This window comes from Paenibacillus sp. FSL W8-0186 (assembly GCF_037969765.1).
Classification (GTDB): domain Bacteria; phylum Bacillota; class Bacilli; order Paenibacillales; family Paenibacillaceae; genus Fontibacillus; species Fontibacillus woosongensis.
The window spans coordinates 4,821,052-4,840,550 of sequence record NZ_CP150207.1 but is presented as its reverse complement, the minus strand read 5'-3'; the positions used below and the strand labels follow the sequence as shown (position 1 = coordinate 4,840,550).

Sequence of the window (19,499 nt, the reverse complement as noted above, 5' to 3'; positions counted from 1 at the left end):
TATGAACCAAGAGGTGAGAAATGTGAAGAAGAAATGGTGGATTGCGCTTTGCTCTTCGCTTCTTCTGTTGACTTCGTTGGCGATCACTGCGAAGGGCGCTACTGTGTTTTGGGAACCCATGACGTACTATAATTCACAGACCTGGGAAATGGCCAACGGGTACTCTAACGGCAACATGTTCAACTGTACCTGGCGGGCTAACAATGCAACGTTTACAAATGATGGCAAGCTGCGTCTCGCACTTACAAGTCCTTCGTATAATAAATTCGATTGTGCGGAGTATCGCAGCAAGTTCACAGCCGGATATGGGTTGTACGAGGTGAATATGAAACCAGCAAAAAATGTGGGCATCGTTTCGTCATTTTTTACTTACACGGGGCCAACCGACGGTACACCATGGGATGAAATTGATATCGAATTTTTAGGCAAGGATACGACAAAAGTACAATTCAATTACTTTACTAACGGTGTTGGAGGGAATGAAAAGGTCATTGATTTGGGCTTCGACGCATCTCAAAGCTATCATACCTATGCCTTCGATTGGCAGCCTGATTCCATAACGTGGTATGTTGACGGTGTTGCGAAGCATAGGGCAACTAAGAATATTCCCAAAACCCCCGGCAAAATCATGATGAATATTTGGAATGGCACTGGAGTAGATAGTTGGCTCGGGTCGTACAATGGAGCTAATCCACTATACGCTTACTATGATTGGGTAAGATACACTAGTAATTAATCAGCAAACAATCCGGGCAGGGTACTCCTGTTCCGGATTGTTTATTATTTTTTATAGTTTGAAGTGGCTTAACGAATGGCGCAATTCACTTGCTAACATACTCAAATTGTGGGACAACTGTGAGAGCTCACTGCTGACAGCCCTTTGATTGCTGCTTAGGGCTAGGACTTCTTGGCTGGCTGCAGAGGTTTCCTCGGAAATGGCGCTAACTGATTCTATAGCAGCGGATAAGCTGCTTTGAGATTCCTCCAGCTGGATTGCCGAAACCTGCACAGCCGACAATTGCTCCATGAAATGTGATACCTCTTGGTGTAATCTCTCAAAGATTTGCTTCGATTGATGAGTCGATTCCGTTTGACGGCTCAGCGTAGGATGGAGATCAACCAAGGAGGCAACGGTATTCTCTGTATCCTGGCCGATATGGGATAGCACCTGGCTTACCATGTGGAGAGAATTTTTTGATTGATCCGCCAGCCTCCGGATCTCCTCTGCAATCACCATAAATCCTTTGCCGGCCGCTCCAGCTTTGCTTGCCTCGATTGCAGCATTCAAAGAGAGAATCGCAGTTTGCTTCGTAATATTGCTTAAAAGCTCAATTGTTTTTTCAATGCTGCCGGTTCCTTCACGGAGCTGAGCAGCCTGTTCAATTAAATGGTTCGTACGGGTTTCAACTTCTCCGGTTTGCTCCAGCATATAAGACATATGTTGCTGGCCTTGATAACTTGCTTCTATCAAGTGATGACCGAGTCTTTCCAGATTTTCGTGGGATGATTTCAAGATGGTGATCCGCTCATTGTTCTGGACGGTAAGGCCGTTGCACATTTCCGCATCGTCGGCAGCCTTGATGGCTCCATGGGTAATCTGTGTCATCGCTGCTGATATATCATGGGAGGCGGATGAAGTGCTCTTGGATGAGCGAATCAGTTCTTCCGCAGTATGTACTACGGCATCTACAGACTGATTTACTTGCTCTACCAGTAGAGTGATATGATTCATCATACGGTCAAAGCTTCGCTCCAAATCCCCAATTTGATCCATACGCTGCGTATTGGTTCGTATCCGCAGGTTTCCTTGTTCCCCCTCAGCCATCAGGGAACTGATTCGCTTCAGCGGCTTTCCGATGCTTCTCTGAACCATATACCCAATCAATACTGCACTGCAAGCAGCCAGGGCTAAAGCGGCCCATTGAATTAAATACTGCATATGGCGCATCTCGGCCAGCAGCTTGGACTTCGGGGCATAGCTCAACATAATCCAAGCGGATTCCGGCAGATAACTATAAACATACAGATGGTTGCCATGCTCGTCGCTGTTGCTGAACGATCCGGCTTGAATGCCCTCCACCGTGTTGTTAATCACCGGGAGGCTGCCTGTATATGGAGTTCCGATCAAGGAAGGATCCTCAGCGTATATGATCATCTGCTCCAAATCTACAATCAGGTTCTCTCCAGACGGTCCTATCTGGATGCCCTCCAGCGTTTCCGCCAGGCTATCCGTTGACAGTTCAACCACTAGAGCACCCAAGGGCTTCTTGGATAGCGGGCTTTTGAGCAGCTTGCCCATGGCGTAAATTTGTTCATTCTGGTACAGCGTGACATAAGGGGTGTTTTGCGGCTGCAGCCACACGATATTCCCGTCTTCGCGCCGGATTTTTGTGTACCAGTTGTTTTCTTTCATTTTGGCCTTGTCCGTATCCAAAAAAATGGGGTCAAGCATTTTACGATCGGCTGTAGTGATCAGCGGGTGTGTTCCTTCAGGAATGATAGATATAGATCGGATTGAAGAATTGACATTGAGCAGCGATTCAAGAATGCCCCGAATTTGCGAATTTTGCGAGTTCTCCTCGTAGGAGTCCTGTTCGGCTGCCTGATAATAGGTTGCGCGATTTACAAAGTCCTGGTTATTTTCAAGGCTGTGAGCCATATCTACAAAGCTGTCAAGCATTTGAGCTGTTTTTTTGCCCGCAATTTCCAGCGTCTGGGCGGACGTTTCAGCCACTTTTTGCTCATATGCATTTTTAAATGAATAAAATGAGATGGAGGATATGGCCACAACGACGCAAATGACCGCCACGAGTACAGATATCGACAGCTTGATACTGACAGATTTGATACGGAAAAAGTGGGCAAGAGCCTTGATATGTACTTTTCTTTTCGTCATGTAAGTTCCTCCTCTGAGCTTAACCCATTGATTCAAGAATAAGGGGCTTCTAGGGAATGAACTATATCTGAAATTTAACTTAGCTGTACTTTTCTCAACTTGTTATCCGATGTTGTTTTTTCCTGATCGCCATCTACAACTCTGTACTAGTATAATGACTCTAGGTGATGATGATGGGATCGAAAAGGGGAAGAAAGAAGTTCAAGTTCACGTTGTCGTTAAAGTTTTCGATCGTACTGTTCGTGTTATTGAGCATTGCGGTCGCGCTAAACGGCCGCTCGTATAGAGTGAGCATCCATGTGATCGAAAGTGATATTCAAAACTCCTATTACGAACAATTGCAATTCTTTCTAGTTCAGTTGGATAACCAGGTAAATAATTTGGCCGCTAACTTGCTGCAGTTAGAGGAAGACTCCATCATGAAACAATACATAAACACGACAGCGCCTGAAGATCTGTTTGATTTTAATATGCTTCGATCCAATATGTATGAAAGAATTAAGCTGCAGAGTGTATCCTCCAACTGGCCTATGGAAATCAGCGTATTTCTAAAATCAAAAGAAGAGGTCATCTCTACCCGGCCGGACGTAGTCTATGAGGAGCTTGCTTCTATTCCGAGGGTGGATCTTAGCAAAGGTTTATGGAATTACGAACCAGGCCAGGGCAATAGCGAGAACTACTTTACTATGGTTCGATTAGCTCCTGGATATGCCATCATTGCCCGGTTTTCAGATACCTACATTCAAGATATGATCAATAAATTCCAGCAAAATTCGAACCGGCACACGATGCTGTATCATCCGAAATTCGGCTTCATCGGGAATCCACCTTCGGATTTGGGTGAATGGAGGGAGCAGCTGGACTGGAATTCATTGCAAGAGCCAGGCAACCGGATACTGAATTTCAAGGAGCATCGCCTGCTCCTCAATTACGCTCCAGTGGGGAGTCTGGATTGGGTTATGATCGATTTGGTGCCGCTTGAGAAAGTAGTCTTGCCAGTGAAGGAAAGCAGCCAATTTTTCATACTTGGAATTATTGCGATGCTGGCGATTGGCGTGATTATTACTGCTCTGATATACAGGCAGATACAGTACCCCATCAACGAGCTGGTCATGAAGCTGCAGGATATCCGGTCCGGCAATTTTTCTTCGCGCTTGCAAGCCAAGCACCGGGATGAGTTTCAAGATGTTTTCTCCGGCTTTAATGATATGGCGGAGCGCATTCAGGAGCTCATTGAAAAGGTGTACGAGGAGAAGCTCCGATTAAAGGAAGCTGAACTGAAGCAGCTGCAATCGCAAATCAACCCCCACTTTCTATACAATTGTCTGTTTTATATTAAAAATATGGCCAAGTTGGGCGAGGATGAGCAGGTCGTAGCTATGGCACTCAATTTGGGAGAATACTACCGATATACGACCCGTCTTGAAAATCCGCTGACTACGGTTCGAGAGGAGGTCAATTTCTTAAAGAATTATCTGAACATTCATTGCTTCCGCAAACCGATGAGCTACGAGGTGCATATTTCCGAGGAACTTATGGAGGTATCGATCCCCCGGCTGTTTATCCAGCCCTTAGTTGAAAACGCTATTATTCATGGCATTGAAAAGAGTGATCAAGAAGGGAGGATTAGAATCCAAGGCTTCTTCATATCGGGAGGATTTGTGATCACTGTCGAAGATTCTGGCGATGGTCTGGAGCCGGACAACCTTGAGAGGCTTCGCGAAAAAATGAGCCTTCCGCTTACCCCCGAAACAGGCTGCGGCTTGTGGAATACCTGCCAGAGAGTTATGAACCTGTATGCGCCGGGTTCGGGGCTGGAATTTGATCGTTCCGGCTTGGGAGGGTTAAGGGTAGCGATCCGTTGCATGACTAAACAGCAGGAGGAACCAAATGTTAAGTTTGCTGATTGTTGATGATGAACCGACGATCGTGGATACACTGGCTGTGACGATTGATTGGGAGCAGCTCGAAATCATGACGGTGTACAAGGCATATTCTGCAAAAGATGCGTTGTTGATTCTGTCGGAGCATGCGGTTGATATTGTGATTGCAGACATTAATATGCCCCGAATGACAGGCATTGAACTAGTTGCAGAGATCTGCCAGCAGTATCGGCACGTGAAAAGCGTGCTGCTCTCGGGCCACGCAGAGTTTGCCTATGCCAAGCAAGCTATCAAATATGGCGTGTCCGACTATTTGCTCAAGCCCGTTTCCGATGAGGACCTTATTGCTGTGATCAGCAGGCTGGTACACAAGATCAAGATGGAATGGCAGGAGGTGGTCTCCCAAACACGTGTTGTCGATACGCTGAAGGAAAGCTTGCCGATCCTGAAGGATAAGCTTCTGAATGAAATGTTAATGGGCAGGCTGAAGGAAGATTCCTTGATCTATCTCTTGGACTTGTATGAGCTTCCTTTTCATTTAGGAGATGAAATTTGCATTATGGTCATTCGAATGGAGGAGAGCCTGCCGGAATTTAATGAGCGGGATTTTTACTTAGTGGAATATGCCATCATGAATATCGCTGTGGAGATGTTGGGAGATTCTCATGACTTATGGCCCTGTAAGGATGCCAATGGCCTCCTGGTTCTGCTTGTCCGGAACAAATCCGGCAGAGATGATAACGAAATGGTGGATGAACATAAGAAATTCGATTCGCTGGCGATGCAGCTTCAACGTAATATCGGATTGTACTTGAAACGGGTCGTCTCCATTATTGTAAGCAAGTGGGGGAGATTTCCCGAAGACATTAGCACACTGTACAGTTATATTACGGAGCAAATCCGCAGCAGGCTGGCAAATGAGTCTGGCTGCTTCCTGTCTGGCCAGCTTCCCGAAGCAGCTTGTGTACAACAGCCCTTGTATCGCTTGTACGAAACACCTACGCTGCAGCATCTGCTTGAAAACCGCAGGTGGGGGGAATTTCGGGAAAAGCTAGAGATGGTTATTCAGGATATGAAGCAAGCGGGGAACTTGTCGGAGGAGCATGTCCGGGAAGCTTATACTGTAGTGGTGGGTTCGTTCTATTATTATGCACACAAACATAATCGGTTGCTAAGCGACCTGGTCGGAAATACAGCTATTCTGGATCGGTCTGTTTATTCTGTCCAGCAATTTTCGGAGTGGGCGTTGTACATGCTGGATAAAATTCAGCGCAGCGACCAGGCAGAGCAGAGAAGTTCCAGAGAAAAAATGACATTAAAAATAAGAGAATACATCGACCGAAACTTGAGCACGGCATCCCTGCAAACGATAGCGGATGCGGTCTATCTTCATCCCGTGTATTTGTCCCGGCTATATAAAACTGAAACGGGAGAAGGAATAAGCGAGTATATCCAAAAGCAGCGCATGCTGAAGGCGGTTGAAATGCTCAAAAATAACTCCCTGAAGATTTACGAAATTTCCGAGCATATGGGCTTCAAAAATGCTGCGTATTTCAGCAAATTATTTCGAGAAGAATATGGCATGACCCCAAATGAATTTCGAGAGCAATTATAATATATTAGTGTATATATGAGCTTCTCCGGTTGAAGGCAGGGATAGAATGCCTTTAATTCAGAGAAGCTCGTTTATTTTTTTGCATATTAATTGTTTCTTTATTAGTCATTCCATCCGTTGAAGCGAACCCCAGAAAAGGTGGTCAATAAAAACATAGTAATGTTTAAATCGAGTTATTTTGGTTCCCGCGGATTCTTTTTACAATAAAAATACGGCGCAGGCAACTGCGTACGCATCTAATTTAAATGAAAGAAAAACGGGGGGACAACAATGAGTAAGAAACGGATCAGCCTAGTCCTTTTGACCATCATTGTCATGATGAGCATGATCTTATCGGCTTGCGGGGGCAGCAAAGGCAGCAGCAGCTCAGGAAATCAAACGGACAAGAATGCGAACAATTCAACGACAGGCGCTCCGCAAGAAGACGTGACGCTGACCGCCTGGATTATGCCGAACAGTCCGAAGCCAGATAAAGATTTCATGACAGCCATGAAGCCTTATCTGGATCAGCATCCAAACGTTAAATTGAACGTCACGGTTCTCGACTGGGGTTCAGCATGGACGAAGATCACCACGGCTGCAACGAGCGGTCAAGGTCCTGACCTCCTGCAATTGGGCACCACTTGGGTGCCTGCCATTGCGGCAATGAATGGGATCGAAGATTTGACGGATCGTGTTGAGGAATTGGGGGGACAAGCCAATTACCTTCCTGCCAGCTGGAAAACAACGATGATTGACGGGAGCTCCGAGGTGTATGGTGTGCCGTGGTTTGTGGACGCCCGGGCCCTCTTCTATCGCAAGGATGCCCTTGATAAAGCGGGGTTAGATCCGGCAACTGCGTTTAAGGATTGGGATACCTTTAAGCAAACGTTGAGCAAATTGAATGGAATCGAGATCGAAGACCAGAAAATGACCGCCTTCGGCGTACCGGGCAAAAACGATTGGAACGTTCCGCACAATATTTTCCCATGGATTTGGGCTGCGGGCGGCAGCGTATTTAATGAAGACAATACAAAGGTAACATTCAATGATAAAACCGCCCTAGAAGGAGTCATGTACTACACCGGCCTGGCCAATGAAGGACTGGTGGAGAAGGCTTCCCTCGAGAAGAACTCATCCCAGATCGAGAGCGACTTCTCGGACGGTAAAACGGCAGTCATGGTGAGCGGCGCATGGATGATCAAAAACTTTGCAACTCCTGAGGAAGACGGCGGTGTAGGCGGAAAAACCGCAGCCCAAAATTACGGCGTAGCCGCGCTTCCAGCGGGTCCTGCAGGACCATCAACATTTATTGGCGGCAGCCACTTGACGATCTTTAAAGGATCCAAGCACAAAGAAGCGGCATGGGATATCATTAAGTACTTGTCCAGTGATGAAGCACAGCTGACTTATTCTCAATTGTCCGGCCAGCTGCCGGGCAAAAGATCGGTGATGGAATCGCTGGCATCCGACCCGAATTATAAAGCATTGGTTGAGGCTACGAATTACGGGATGTCTTATCCTTCTATTCCTCAATGGGGACCTTGTGAGACAGCTCTTGTTAAATACTTCGGAAATATCTGGGACATTGTAGCGGGTGTCTCTGGAACTTACAATGAAGCATCGATCCAAAAACAGCTCGATGATGCAGCTAATGAAGTCAGTGCTATCCTGAATCAGTAACAATCCAAATGTGCTATCAAGTGCTGGCTTGATAGCACACTTTATTAGAAGGAAGTGAGACACCGTGGAAATATCAAGAAATCCGGACACGCCGGAAGTCAGAAAACCCTTCGGAGCCCGGTTCAAAAAGGGGTTTAGGGAATACCGCGTCGCGTATTTATTCATACTTCCCACCTTTCTGTTTATGATGCTCGTTCACGTCTTGCCCATGATCCAAGGGATCGTGATGTCATTTTTGAAGTTGAATCAGTTTACATTAAGCCAGTATTTAAAAGCCCCGTTTATTGGATTGAAAAATTACTCGGAGCTGCTTTTCAATGAAAATAATCCTGTCCGTCAAGGTCTGGGATACGCGCTGCGGAATACGGCTATATACAGTGTCGTCGTAACCATATCCGTAATGATTATTGGATTACTCGTAGCGATCCTGCTGAACCGGGATTTCCCGGGAAGGGGGATTGCCAGAGCGGCCATGCTGCTTCCGTGGGTTGTTCCCTCCTACGTTGTGGGTGTCCTCTGGGGATTTATGTGGCAAAAAGAAGGCATCATTAATTATATTCTGGTCGATATCCTGCATTTAATGTCTGATAAGCCCTTCTGGCTGATTGGTCAAAATACGATTTGGGCGATCATTATTCCTACTGTATGGAGAAGCTGGCCATTCATCATGGTTGTCTTTCTGGCTGGGCTCCAAACGATTCCAGATGATCTCTACGAAGCAGCAAAAATTGATGGTGCCGGCCGATTGCGGCAGTTCTTTACCATTACCCTTCCGATGCTGAAGCCGATCATCGCTGTTCAGCTTCTATTCCAGATTATCAACAATGTGTACTCTTACAATATCGTCGCCATGATGTTCGGAAACGGATCCGGCTACCCTGGCAAATGGGGCGATTTGCTTATGACCGCCTTGACCAGACAGACTTTCGGGTATTGGTCCTTCGGGGTTGGCGCGGCGGCCTCTTTCCTTCTGATGGGAGCTATGTTGATCATTGTCGGGATATGGTATCGAATCTTTAGATCGGAGTTGAGAGTGGATTGAATACCCGAATCGCGAAAAAACTAGAGTATTACTCCCTAAATACGCTCACATGGGTGATTGTTGCAGTAGTCGTATTCCCGATCTTTTGGATGGTCAAGGTTTCCCTCCATACGAATGGGGAAATCCTGCAGGGGATTACCAGCATGGCGATCCCTGAGCCGCAATGGCTTAACTACAGAAATCTTTGGGAAACGATCAATTTTGGCCAATATTTTAAAAACAGCTTAATCATTTGTACCGCAACGATGCTTATTTCCTGTTTCCTGGCCATATTGGCGGGATATGCACTTGCCAGGTACAGGTTTCCAGGCTCCGGATTGTTCGGAATCAGCGTCATCGGGACACAGATGATTCCGGGTATTATGTTTCTTCTGCCCATTTACTTGTTGTTCTTGAATATCAAGGATACCCTCGGCCTTCCTATGGTGGATACGTATTGGGGAATGGTGCTGGTCTATTCAGCATTCTATACACCTATGAGTATTTGGATTATCCGGAGTTTTTTTGTTTCGATTCCAAAGGATTTGGAAGAATCCGCACGGATCGACGGTTGTAATCGAATCCAGGCTTTTGTCCGGGTTATTCTGCCCCTTTCTTTGCCTGGCATTATCGCCATGTGTGTGTATATTTTCTTGACGGCGTGGGACGAATTGATGTTTGCCTGGGTGCTGACGACGACCCCGGAAGTTCAAACGATTCCCGTAGGCATCAGGCTGTTTGTGGGCCAATATACCAACCGTTATGATCTGTTGATGTCTGCGGCGACGGTTGTTACACTACCCGTTATTATTACTTTCTTCTTATCGCAGAAGTATTTTATCAGCGGGATGACAGCCGGCGCGGTGAAAGGGTAGCCTTAGAAAGACAAGCAAACAGCTTATTTTCCGAAAGGAAGATAAGCTGTTTGTTTTTGCATATCGTGTTTGATTCTATTCCTCCGTATAAGGGGTGTATTTCATCCATTCATACTCCGCCGTAATAGGGGACGCACCGTCGTAGGGGCCCAGCCATGAGTCAACACCGGTGCCGTTCCAGAGGTTCATCATGATTTTGGCAGGGGTGACGGGAATGTCATCCGTTGCCGTATGTACCAGCTTTCCGTCAATGTACCAATTGATTTCATCCTTTGTCCACTCAAAGGCGTAATCGTGGAATTCCTCAGAGGCATCATACCCAAGATCAATCAGTTTCTCATGGTTGCCGACCCCGTCGGTGTAATAGTTCAATTGGACTTTGGTCGTATCCTTGCCAAGGAATTCGATGTCAATTTCGTCCCAAGGCGTTCCGAAGGGGGGGCCAGTGTATACAAAGAAAGAAGATACAATTCCTGTATTTTTGGCTGCCTTCATACGAACTTCATATTTTCCGTAATGATACGTATCCAAGGTTTTGTACTCCGAGCCCTGTATATTTCCAGTATCATTCTTTGTAAGCATCAGTTCCATTGTTGAACCGTTGAAATGGATATTGTCGGCTGACCATACACAGTCAAAAGGGTCTCCATTGGAGTATCCGGTAGACATCTCCCACTTTGCCGGGTCATGCCTTGCAAATGTTTGAGCCCAAGTGTTTTCTTGTTGTAACTCTTGGGTATCGCCGTTTTTGTCTGAACAACCTGCACCCAATAAGGCGATTAAAACGGTAAAAACAAAAATTTTCTTTTTCATCTGATCATCCATCCTGTCGTTTAATCTTATTTCATTCTAGATGGACTATCGACGGGGATTAAAGAGCAATCTTTCAACATAGTTATTATATTATTTACTTGTTCCTTGAATGGACTGATACCATTCGTTCACTTCTCTGGTCATTTGTTCTCCGCCGTTTGCCTTCCAATTCGCCACAAAATCATCGAAGTAGTCTATATTTTTTTTACCGTAAATGATTTGTAAAAACGTCTCATGCTGTGTTTGTTGAAGCTGGTCGCCTATCTCCAGCATGGTTGGTGTCGGCGGGCCTTGATACTCGTTGGGTAACCGGCTGGAAAATAATTGGGCGAGAACCGGTTTCTCGGTGTCGGACACCATTCTTGTCCAATGGGACGGAATTCGTGCGCCGTCATAGGTGAGGGTATAGGCCGTGACATCGACATAACCGCCGGGGATGAGGCTTCGATCCATGGAATACTTGCCATTTACCATCGTATAGTCATAGTCTTTTGCCATGCCGTACGCGAATTCTCCTTCGCCTAATCCTTGCGTTTCGTACAGGTCGTTCATGTAACGGAAAAAGGCTTGTGGATTCCTGATGTTTTTGTTGATGAGTACAGCTCCGTTTCTAGGTTGGGAAGCGCGATGATACGATTTACCGTCAGGCCCTTTTGGCAGGGGAATGGCGATGAATTTAGCTTGGGGATTTTTTTCCGTGAGTACGTTAAGCGGCCAGAACCGCATCCAATGGGGGCCGATAACGATGCCTGCTTTTTCTTGGGAAAATAATCGGGCGGCCGACTCTTCATCCTGCCATAACGCTTCATTCGGAAAGTACCCTGCCTCTCTCCATTCTCTAAGTTTGATCAAACCTTGCTTGGCTGAAGTTTGGATCGACCCGAACTCCAACTGATTCTGAGCTTCGCAGAAATTCCATTGTTCCGGCAGGCAGCCGTACATGCCGAATACCCAGCTGATGTCAGCCATCCAAGTGCTGATGGTGTTACCCAGACTAACGGCCAGGCCGTAGGTGTCATCCTTCCCGTTGCCGTCGGGATCTTGGTGAGTAAATGCCTCAAGCACCTTTTCCAGCTCCTGCAGGGTGGTAGGAGGGGACAACCCGACCTTTTCAAGCCAATCCTCCCGAATCCACATCATGGGATCGGAATTGTAGTCATAATCCAGGATCGGAATGGCATAATGCTCTCCTTGCCGTTCGTAAGGATACCAGACGGAAGGGTTCTCATTCATCGCCTTTTTCCAGACGGGAGACGCGTGTTGCTCGAACAAATCATCTACGGCCATAAATTGGCCGGAATCAATCATCTGATGAACGACATCGGTTCTAACCGGAATAATATCGGGCATCTCTTGTTTATTCAGCAGATGCAGCTTCAATTTGGTTGAGAATGTACTGTCTGGGGTTGTCCATAAATATTGAAGATCAATGCCTAATTTCTCGCGTACCGATCGGGTATGAACGTTATCTTCAATGTTTTCGCCATTCTTGAAGCTAAGGGACGGCCGCAAACTAAATACGGTTGTCAATATTTCCGGTTGGTTTCGGCTCTCAGACGGTACGTCGGATTGCGTCCACTGGCCGTGTTGATAGAGTTCGTACATCGCTATCAGAATGAGGAGTATTGCTGGTACGAACCATATTTTTTTCATATATTATCCCTCCGAAAATCATTGTATCATGGAACGAATTGACATTGAACGCTGGTTCCGCCTTGCCGATCAAACTAGTTAACGGATAGCTAGAAAAGCTAAGAAGTAGTTATATGGCCGATGGCAACATCCCTTTTATAATGAACTTACATTGCGATAAGGGAGAGTGAGTATACGGTGAAACGGTTCATTGCACAAGGTCTAGTCCTGTGTATGTTGTTCAGCAGTTTCATGACTGCGGGTTATGCCAGTCCGATGAAAGAGGACTCCAAGGAAAGTGACATAAAGGGCCATTGGGCCGAAGCTATGCTCGGGAAGTGGACCTCTTTGGGAGTTTTGTCGGGATATCCCGATGGGAAGCTCCATCCGAATCAGCCTATGTCCAGAGCTGAGTTCAGTATGCTGCTGCAGCGGGTGTTTGGTATTAGCGGAACGGACCAGCCCGCATTTAAGGATGTGCCGGCGGACGCTTGGTATGCTTCTTCCCTGGCAGCAGCTGCTCATGCCGGATTTATTAAGGGGTACGAAGACGGAACGTTTAAACCTAACAACTCGATTTCGAGAGCCGAAGCAGCTGTGATGATGTCCAGAGCATTTCAGCTGTCTGAAACCGAGCGGGGAACGGGCACGGATGTGATGGGTATTTTTTCGGACAAATCAGAAATTCGCCCTTATTCCTTGTCTGCTGTAAAAGAACTGGTTATGGCGGGGGCCATCCAAGGATATCCGGACGGTTCCTTCCGGCCTGATCGATGGGTTACCCGCGGTGAGGCGGTTGTCATGCTGGATCGGCTTGCCGGGACACTGTACAACAAGGCTGTCACCGATGAACGGAAGGAAACCCTGGCAAATGCTGTAGTCAATTCGAAAGCTGTAATGCTCCGGAACAAAGAGATTACGGGAAATCTGTATCTAACCCAGGGAATCGGCAACGGGGACGTTACGATAGAAAACACGAAGGTCGCCGGCGTAACCTTCATAAACGGCGGTGGGCAGAACAGCATCCATATCAAAAACACGGGATTAGCAAAGGTGGTGCTGTATAATCAGGATCACCCTATCCGCGTAATCGTTGAAGATGATTCCGTCATTCAACAGCTGATATTGCGCAGTCCGGCTGTGCTTCACGTAGATGATGGAGCTGCGATTCAGCAATTGATGCTTCAGAAAGGTTCTAGCGGAACAGTAATTAGTGGAAAAGGTGAAATCTCCCGCGTAAAATCTGAAGCGGCAGGAATCATGGTAAACGGCAAAGAGCTGGAGCAAGGGAAAGAGTACATTTGGCCGTCTGAGAGAGAAGCGTTGATATCTGCTGACGAGAAGGGCGTTCCAGCAGGGAATACGGGGAAAGAGACTGGCGGGTTGACTCCATCTCCGGGGTATAGCAGCCCTGGCACGGGCAGCGACTCGGGATCCCGTCCGCCTGACTCCTGGTCACCTGTGATTGCCCAAGGAAGCTTACCTGGTACAACAAAGGTAACTGCCACAGTCTCTGCAGGGAACCGGCTGGCTGTCCTGGTATCCAACAAAGGGATTTCCTCTATGCAGGCCGGGGAAGCATTGCATAAGAGCAGTTTATTGATAGATCCCTATGAATCAGGAACCGATATCTCTGGGGTTGACTCAAGCATTAACAAGTATCTTGGAGTTTATGAAGTTGATCAGAACGGAAAGATTGTCCGTTTCCGGCAGATTGTCTTGACGGAAGCAAATATTAAGCCTGAAGCATGGAATATGGTTTGGAATGATGAATTCGCAGGAACCCATATCGACACCAGTAAATGGAACCATGTGCGAGGCGGTGGCGGTTACGGGAATAATGAGCTTCAAAACTATACGGATCGCGCAAAGAACGCTCGCATTGAGAACGGGCATTTAGTTATTGAAGCCCATAAGGAAGATTATCAAGGCAATGCATACACTTCCGCGAAGCTGACGACCGAAGGCAAGGGAGATTGGACTTACGGCAGATTTGAGATTCGTGCCCAAATGCCGCAAGGCAAAGGAATATGGCCAGCGATCTGGATGATGCCTACGGATCAGAATTTGTATTCCGGTTGGCCGGCTAGCGGAGAAATCGATATCATGGAGCTTCTGGGCCATGAGCCGAATAAAATATATGGCACTCTTCACTATGGACTGCCTCATGAGCAATCGCAGGGCAGTTACACTCTGCCTGAAGGTGCCACGTTTGCCGACGATTTTCATACCTTTGCGGTAGAATGGGAGCCCGGAGAGTTCCGTTTTTACGTGGACGGCGTGTTGTATTCCAAGCAGAACAACTGGTTCAGTCAAAATCCGCAGGAAGGTGGAGAATACACCTATCCCGCACCTTTTGACAGGGACTTCTTCCTGCAGTTGAATCTGGCTGTTGGCGGCGATTGGCCAGGGAGTCCGGACTCAACTACGGAATTTCCGCAAAAGATGCTCGTAGACTATGTCCGTGTCTATGAAAGGGATGGGCAGGCATATCGCCAGCCGGTTATGCCTGCAGCAAAGAACGTAGTCATAAGAGAGCCGGGTGAAGATGGGAATTATGTGGAGAACGGAACGTTTGAAGATGAATTGAACCATTGGGTGTTTCAACCGTTCGCCCCACCTGCTGATCTGTTCGGCGGTAGAGGATCTGTGGCGGTGGATCAAGGAGCAGTGAAAACAACCATAGATCAGGAAGGGGACGTCAATTACGCCATCCAACTGATTCAAGCCGGTTTGCCATTGATTAAAGGATCGACCTACCAGTTGTCCTTTGATGCATGGTCGTCAGGAGACAGAACGATGATAGCGTCATTGTCGGGTCCTGACCGGAGCTACACCCGCTATATGGATGACAAAACGGTTGCGCTTACCGCGGATCGGCAAAACTACACCTATACCTTTACCATGAATTCGGATACGGACTCCAATGCCAGACTAGAGTTTAATATGGGGGACGCAGGCACCCTGCCGGTATGGATTGATGAGGTGCGTCTTGTTAAAACTGCTGATCCCGATCCAAATATGCCTCGTGATGCATTACCGAGCGGAAACTTGATTTATAACGGCACTTTTGATCAAGGCAAGGATCGCCTCGGCTTTTGGAAGATCGATGGACCGGGCAGCGCGGATGCGAATTATTATGTCGGAAGCGCGATAACTGACCGCAAGCTGTACGTAAAGCCAAGAACTGCCGGACAGCCTGATGCGCTTGTTCTTCGTCAGGATCGGTTAAACCTCATAGAAGGAAAGATGTACATTCTGTCATTTAGCGCTAGAGCGGAAAATAACGTATCCATTTCGGCACGGATAGGCAATGAAGATAAGCCGAGTCTTTATGGAGAGCAAGTGTTTACCATAGGAACAGAACCGCAAACTTATTCATGGATTTTTACAATGGGCCCGGTGCACAGCTCAAGCCAGCTTGAGTTCGGGTTGGGTGCTTTGACGCATCGCCTTGAGCTGGATAACGTGAGTTTGAAGGAAATGAGTCCGCCTGTGGTGGTCAACGGTTCGAAGCGGATTGAAGCGGAGAATTATTCTGATATGAAAGGCGTACAAAAGGGAGAAGACGGATTAAGCGTTGGCTGGATCGATCCGGGCGACTGGATGCAGTACATCATCGATGTCAAGAAGGCTGGCGAATACAAGATTGCTTACTACGTTGCGTCGGGATATGAGGGCGGCGGATCCTTGACCTTGCTGGCCAAGCAGGGCAGCGTATATACGCACACATTGCCCGTAGGCGAGATCCAGGAGACTGATGCGGATTTCAAATATACGTGGAACGTAGCGAATACGGGAGATTGGGGAATCTTCAAACTGATGGAGCAGACCATTGAGCTGAATGAAGGAATCCAGACTTTGCAAATCTATGCTCCTCATGTGAATATTGACTATTTTACGCTGACGGATGCCAATCAGCGGAGTTACACTGGAAATCTAATTCGCAACGGGACATTTGATGCTGATGTCAGTGAGTGGCAGACCTACCAGTCGGACAATAAGTCCGATAAGCTCTCTATTATTGCAAAAGATGGGGTCATGCAAATTCAACTCCCTGAATTAATGCCCGAAAATTGGAATCAGCAGGTCTATCAAGAAGGTCTCACGTTGGAGCAGGGGAGAATCTACTCGGTAACCTTTGATGTCTATTCCACGGTAGATCGGCCGATTCAATTGGGTGTAGGCGTTGTGGATCCAAGCAATAACTATGCGTATACGGATTTCCTTGACGGCAGCAAGCCTACGATTTGGCTAACTCAGGTGAAGCAGCAGCAGCAATTTTCCTTCGTGATGAACCATCCGACGGAAACCAATGCCAAGCTGGAATTTGATTTGGGCCAGCTAACGATTGGAGGGAACGTATACGATAAGGCGGGAGTTATTTTTCTGGATAATATTCGGCTTAGCAGCAGTCTGATTCAGAACGGACTGTTCGGCGAAGGAACGGATCATTGGTCGGCCTATTGGGGGGATGAGTGGAACGGGCATTCTTCCGGAAGCTTAACCCAGAGTGGCGGAGAAATGGTGATCCAAATCGGTTCGGCAGGAAGCCAAAATTGGAATCCTCAAATCAGCCAGGAGGGAATCCGGCTCGAAGAAGGTAAAACCTATCAAATTTCCTTGGATGCCCGTGCGAGCGTTCCGAGAAAAATAAATATCGGTCTTGGAAAAAAGCTAAGCGAAGATCCTTGGCATGTCGGCTATTTCGGAACGGATTTGTCACTGACCACGGATATGCAGAGATACACATTTACATTTACAATGAAGGGTACGACAGAGGATCATGCCAGAATCGATATGAATGTGGGCGAGCTTGAGGGTTTGGGTTCCAATACGGAGGTCATTTTAGACAATATCGTGCTGGTTGAAGTAGACTAAACTGTCAGGAACGCCGGTATAAAGCAATTATAGAAAAGGTACAGTCCCTTAAGTGGTTGGGTGGCTGTACCTTTTTTTGTTATATATTTATGGCATCATTTCGCATGGATGATTTGGTGCTAGGTACGATTTAAAAAGGGGTTGCCTAAGCTGGCCTTATTCGATTATAATACTGAATAATTGTTCAGTATTCTGAAAGCGGTGATTCAGGAATGAATAAAAAGAAGCGGCAAAGCGAACAAACCAAGAAGAAGATGGCCGATGCCGCTAGAGCTTTGTTCGTGCAGAAGGGGTACAAGGCTACATCGATCGAAGATATTGTGAAGGCTACCGGCTGCAGCGCGGGCAACATTTATTATCATTTCAAGAACAAGGAAGGCTTGTTTCTATATTTGATTGATGAATGGAACCTCGAGTGGGAGGAGACATGGCTAGCGAAGGAGCCGCTCTACCTAACCACGATCGATAAATTGCACGGCATGGCTGAGCATTTAGCGCTCGATCAATTAAACCATCCACTGACCAGAGCCGCTGATGAATTTTATAACAATTCGGAGAAAGCTTCGGACGTGGAAGAGCGGATTAATGAAATTGTCAAAGGCTATCTCATATTTAATCAGCAATTGCTGCAGAAAGGGATCGATAACGGCGAATTTAAAAATACAAATGTAGAGGGGTTAGCCATCATCCTGGACAGTCTACTGCTTGGCTTAAGCCAGCATGCGCGAAACATGGACCGGCAGGAGACGCTTGAGGCTTACCAATTGGCTATGGATGTGTTTCTGCATGGAATCGCCAAGCCCTCAAAATAGTTCAGGTTTAAAATTTACGTCGATAGACGTTTTTCTTTTTTCATCATTTTGAATGAATATTCAGTATGTTTGCATACAACGTTGGAGGAATTCTGTATGGGGTTAATGTTGAAAAATCGGGGTGCGGTACTGATCCTGATGTTGAATATTTTTCTAGTTTTTATGGGAATTGGGCTGATCATCCCGATCATGCCTAAATTTATGAATAGTTTGGGGATTAGCGGGAGTACGGTCGGCCTGCTGGTGGCTACCTTCTCACTGACACAGTTTCTATTTTCGCCTCTGGCAGGCCGCTTGGCCGACTCTTACGGAAGAAAGCGGATGATTGTCATCGGCATGATCGTATTTGCTTTTTCCGAGGTGCTGTTCGGATTGGCGAGTGCTCCCGTGCTGCTGTATATTTCAAGGATGCTTGGCGGTATTAGCGCCGCGATGATTATGCCGGCCGTGATGGCTTATGTCGCTGACATTACGACACAGGATGAGCGTGCAGCTGGGATGGGCTACATTAATGCGGCCATTACGACAGGATTTATTATCGGGCCTGGAATCGGAGGGTATATCGCCGAGTTCGGGATCCGCGTCCCGTTTTATGCCGCAGGAGTTGCGGGGCTTATAGCAGGTTGTATTTCTTTGTTTGTCCTTCGGGAGTCTCTAACTATGCAAAAGGCGTCTTCCGAATCCCCTGCATCATCGGATAAAGAGAGCAGCTTTTTAACTCAATTGCTTCATTCTTATCGCGAGCCCTTTTTCTTAAGCTTGATCATCGTTTTTGTCATGTCTTTTGGGCTTGCCAATTTCGAAACGGTCTTCGGACTGTTTGTCGATCATAAATTCGGTTTTGAACCCGGAGATATTGCCTTTATCATTACATTTGGCTCCATCGCTGGCGCTGTAGTTCAAGCTACGGCCTTCAGTTGGATTTTGAATCGCTTTGGCGAGAAAAACGTCATTTCGGTATGCCTTCTGTTTGCGGGAATTTTCATTCTTATGACGCTTTTTGTGCACAAGTTTTGGATGATTTTTGCCGTTACCTTTATCGTCTTTCTGGCGATTGATATTTTGCGTCCAGCCATCGGTACCCAAATGTCGAAGCTCGCTGCCGATCGGCAAGGTTACGTCGCAGGGCTTAATTCGGCATATACGAGTCTCGGCAATATTGCCGGGCCGATCCTCGCGGGATATTTGTTCGATATAAATATCAATTATCCTTATACTCTCGCATGCATCGTTCTGCTGCTTTGCTTTGGGCTATCGCTAAGAGCGGGCAAACGTATGAGTGTGCAGCCTCCCGAGCGTCGTTCAACTACGACTTAGTAAGCAAGGTGCATGCACCGAAGGTAACTATATAGCTCTCCACATGGAATAGATTTTCAGTTGTCTACCATGTGGGGGGCTTTTTGTTTATA

Annotated in this window: 12 protein-coding genes; 9 read left to right on the top strand and 3 right to left on the bottom strand. The window is 46.9% G+C overall.

Features of this window, described 5'->3' with window-relative positions; genetic code table 11:
* Position 1: 1 nt before the first annotated feature.
* Positions 2 to 736, top strand: coding sequence for a glycoside hydrolase family 16 protein (locus MKX50_RS21710; RefSeq protein WP_155612091.1), 735 nt, complete (start codon positions 2 to 4; stop codon positions 734 to 736).
* 51 nt (positions 737 to 787) lie between these two features.
* On the opposite strand, the gene MKX50_RS21705 is transcribed toward MKX50_RS21710, so the two are convergent.
* Positions 788 to 2,896: a methyl-accepting chemotaxis protein gene (locus tag MKX50_RS21705; protein WP_339157773.1), complete on the bottom strand. Its 2,109-nt coding sequence runs from the start codon at positions 2,894 to 2,896 to the stop codon at positions 788 to 790.
* Positions 2,897 to 3,108: 212 nt separating this feature from the next.
* On the opposite strand from MKX50_RS21705, the gene MKX50_RS21700 reads away from it, so the two are divergent.
* The 5 genes from MKX50_RS21700 to MKX50_RS21680 all read left to right on the top strand — a co-directional run bounded on the left by MKX50_RS21700 (position 3,109) and on the right by MKX50_RS21680 (position 9,952).
* Positions 3,109 to 4,809 (top strand): histidine kinase, encoded by a 1,701-nt coding sequence (locus MKX50_RS21700; protein ID WP_339157772.1) that lies wholly within the window; start codon positions 3,109 to 3,111, stop codon positions 4,807 to 4,809.
* Positions 4,787 to 6,394 carry a response regulator gene (locus MKX50_RS21695; protein ID WP_339157771.1) on the top strand — a complete coding sequence of 536 codons (1,608 nt, stop codon included), beginning with the start codon at positions 4,787 to 4,789 and terminating at the stop codon, positions 6,392 to 6,394. The genes MKX50_RS21700 and MKX50_RS21695 overlap by 23 nt, the downstream gene beginning before the upstream one ends.
* A gap of 270 nt (positions 6,395 to 6,664) precedes the next feature.
* Positions 6,665 to 8,056 (top strand): sugar ABC transporter substrate-binding protein, encoded by a 1,392-nt coding sequence (locus MKX50_RS21690; RefSeq protein ID WP_213593995.1) that lies wholly within the window; start codon positions 6,665 to 6,667, stop codon positions 8,054 to 8,056.
* A 64-nt stretch (positions 8,057 to 8,120) separates the two neighbouring features.
* Complete coding sequence (locus tag MKX50_RS21685) at positions 8,121 to 9,098, top strand: sugar ABC transporter permease (protein ID WP_244996762.1); 978 nt, start codon at positions 8,121 to 8,123, stop codon at positions 9,096 to 9,098.
* Between the two features lie 53 nt (positions 9,099 to 9,151).
* A complete protein-coding gene (locus tag MKX50_RS21680) occupies positions 9,152 to 9,952 on the top strand; it encodes a carbohydrate ABC transporter permease (RefSeq protein ID WP_339157770.1) in 801 nt (266 codons plus the stop codon).
* Positions 9,953 to 10,027: 75 nt separating this feature from the next.
* Here the strand turns inward: MKX50_RS21680 and MKX50_RS21675 are convergent, their stop codons facing one another.
* Together MKX50_RS21675 and MKX50_RS21670 are read right to left on the bottom strand one after the other, a co-directional pair.
* Positions 10,028 to 10,765 (bottom strand): glycoside hydrolase family 16 protein, encoded by a 738-nt coding sequence (locus MKX50_RS21675; protein ID WP_339157769.1) that lies wholly within the window; start codon positions 10,763 to 10,765, stop codon positions 10,028 to 10,030.
* A 90-nt stretch (positions 10,766 to 10,855) separates the two neighbouring features.
* Positions 10,856 to 12,418 (bottom strand): extracellular solute-binding protein, encoded by a 1,563-nt coding sequence (locus MKX50_RS21670; protein WP_339157768.1) that lies wholly within the window; start codon positions 12,416 to 12,418, stop codon positions 10,856 to 10,858.
* 177 nt (positions 12,419 to 12,595) lie between these two features.
* On the opposite strand from MKX50_RS21670, the gene MKX50_RS21665 reads away from it, so the two are divergent.
* From MKX50_RS21665 to MKX50_RS21655, 3 genes are all read left to right on the top strand, one after another.
* A complete protein-coding gene (locus tag MKX50_RS21665; RefSeq protein ID WP_213593982.1) occupies positions 12,596 to 17,278 on the top strand; it encodes a carbohydrate binding domain-containing protein in 4,683 nt (1,560 codons plus the stop codon).
* Between the two features lie 212 nt (positions 17,279 to 17,490).
* On the top strand, positions 17,491 to 18,090 hold the full coding sequence (locus tag MKX50_RS21660) for a TetR/AcrR family transcriptional regulator (protein ID WP_155612082.1): 600 nt from the start codon (positions 17,491 to 17,493) through the stop codon (positions 18,088 to 18,090).
* A gap of 96 nt (positions 18,091 to 18,186) precedes the next feature.
* Positions 18,187 to 19,407: an MFS transporter gene (locus tag MKX50_RS21655; protein WP_213593980.1), complete on the top strand. Its 1,221-nt coding sequence runs from the start codon at positions 18,187 to 18,189 to the stop codon at positions 19,405 to 19,407.
* The last annotated feature ends 92 nt before the right edge of the window (positions 19,408 to 19,499 follow it).